Genomic DNA, 1,208 nt, shown 5'->3' with positions numbered 1-1,208 from the left:
CCGTCGCCGAGGTCTGCGCGCTCGCCCTCGCCGACGGCGGCGCCGACCCCGGCCCCGCCCCCTCCGACACCTCCGCCCTGGACCCCGCACTCGCCCCCGCCATGCTGCTCGACCCCGAACCCGCCCACGGCGACCCCGCCGACTTCCGCCTCGCCCGCGTCAACGCCGCCTTCACCGACCTCGCCGACCGGCCCGCGCACCGCGTCGAAGGCCGCACCCTCACCGAGGCCTACCCGCTGGCCTGCGCCGACGGCCTGCTCGACCTGCTGCTCGACGTGCACGCCACCGGCCGCCCGCTGCGCCGCGACAGCCTGGCCCTGACCTTCCTGTCCGGCCAGACCCCCGTCCCGTGCTGCTCGACCTGGCCGCCGCCCGGCACGGCCACCGCCTGCTGGTCAGCTGGCAGCCCGCCGCCGGCACCGACCGCACCGACTACATGCTGCGCACCGCCCAACGCCTCAGCCACCTCGCCGGCTTCGAGGAGGACCTGCGCACCGGCGAGATCCACTGGACGCCGCGCACCGCCGAACTGCTCGGCCTGCCCGCCGGCACCGCCCCCGTCCCGCTCGCCGCCCTCGCCGCGCACGTCCACCCCGACGACGAGCAGACCGTCCGACGGGTCGTCAACTCCGCGACCCGGCGCGGCCGCAGCGACTCCGCCGTGTTCCGGATGCGGCACCTCAGCAGCTACACCCACTACGTGCGCCTGGTCGCCGAACCCGTCCTCGACATCCGCGGCCGCACCGCCGTCGTCCGCGGCGCCTACCAGGACGTCTCCGCCCAGCACTGGACCGAGACCGCGCTCGCCGCCACCACCGAACGCCTCGCCGACACCCGGCAGGAGGCCGCCGACAACCACCGCCTCGCGCTGCGCCTGCAACAGGCCATCCTGCCGCCCGCCCCGCCGCCGCTGGAGAGCGCCGGACTGCGCGCCGCCGTCCGCTACCGGCCCTCCTCGCAGCAGGACCGGGTCGGCGGCGACTGGTACGACACCACCCTGCTGCCCGACCGCACCGCCCTGCTGGTGGTCGGCGACATGGCCGGACACGGCGTCGAGGCCGCCACCGGCATGGTCGCGCTGCGCAACGCGCTGCGCGGCCTCGCCTACACCGGCGCCGGACCCGGCCGGCTGCTCGGCTGGCTCAACGAGGCCGCCGAGGACCTCACCGCCGCCACCGCCACCGCCGTCTGCGCCCGCTACCACCCCC

General features: G+C 77.2%; 1 protein-coding gene and 2 pseudogenes. 2 read left to right on the top strand and 1 reads right to left on the bottom strand.

The features are described 5' to 3' along the window. Window positions 1-281 (bottom strand): hypothetical protein (locus KCH_RS42200; RefSeq protein WP_208865910.1); only part of this gene is annotated, 281 nt, incomplete at its 3' end. Between the two features lie 155 nt (window positions 282-436). Between KCH_RS42200 and KCH_RS47600 the strand changes: the two are divergent. Beyond that, window positions 437-697 (top strand): annotated as a pseudogene (locus KCH_RS47600) (PAS domain-containing protein); the annotation flags it as partial. A 156-nt stretch (window positions 698-853) separates the two neighbouring features. Beyond that, window positions 854-1,208, top strand: a pseudogene (locus KCH_RS47595) (PP2C family protein-serine/threonine phosphatase); the annotation flags it as partial.

The organism is Kitasatospora cheerisanensis KCTC 2395 (assembly GCF_000696185.1).
Lineage (GTDB): Bacteria > Actinomycetota > Actinomycetes > Streptomycetales > Streptomycetaceae > Kitasatospora > Kitasatospora cheerisanensis.
The sequence above is the reverse complement of the archived record's forward strand: the minus strand, read 5'-3'. Positions and strand labels throughout refer to the sequence as shown.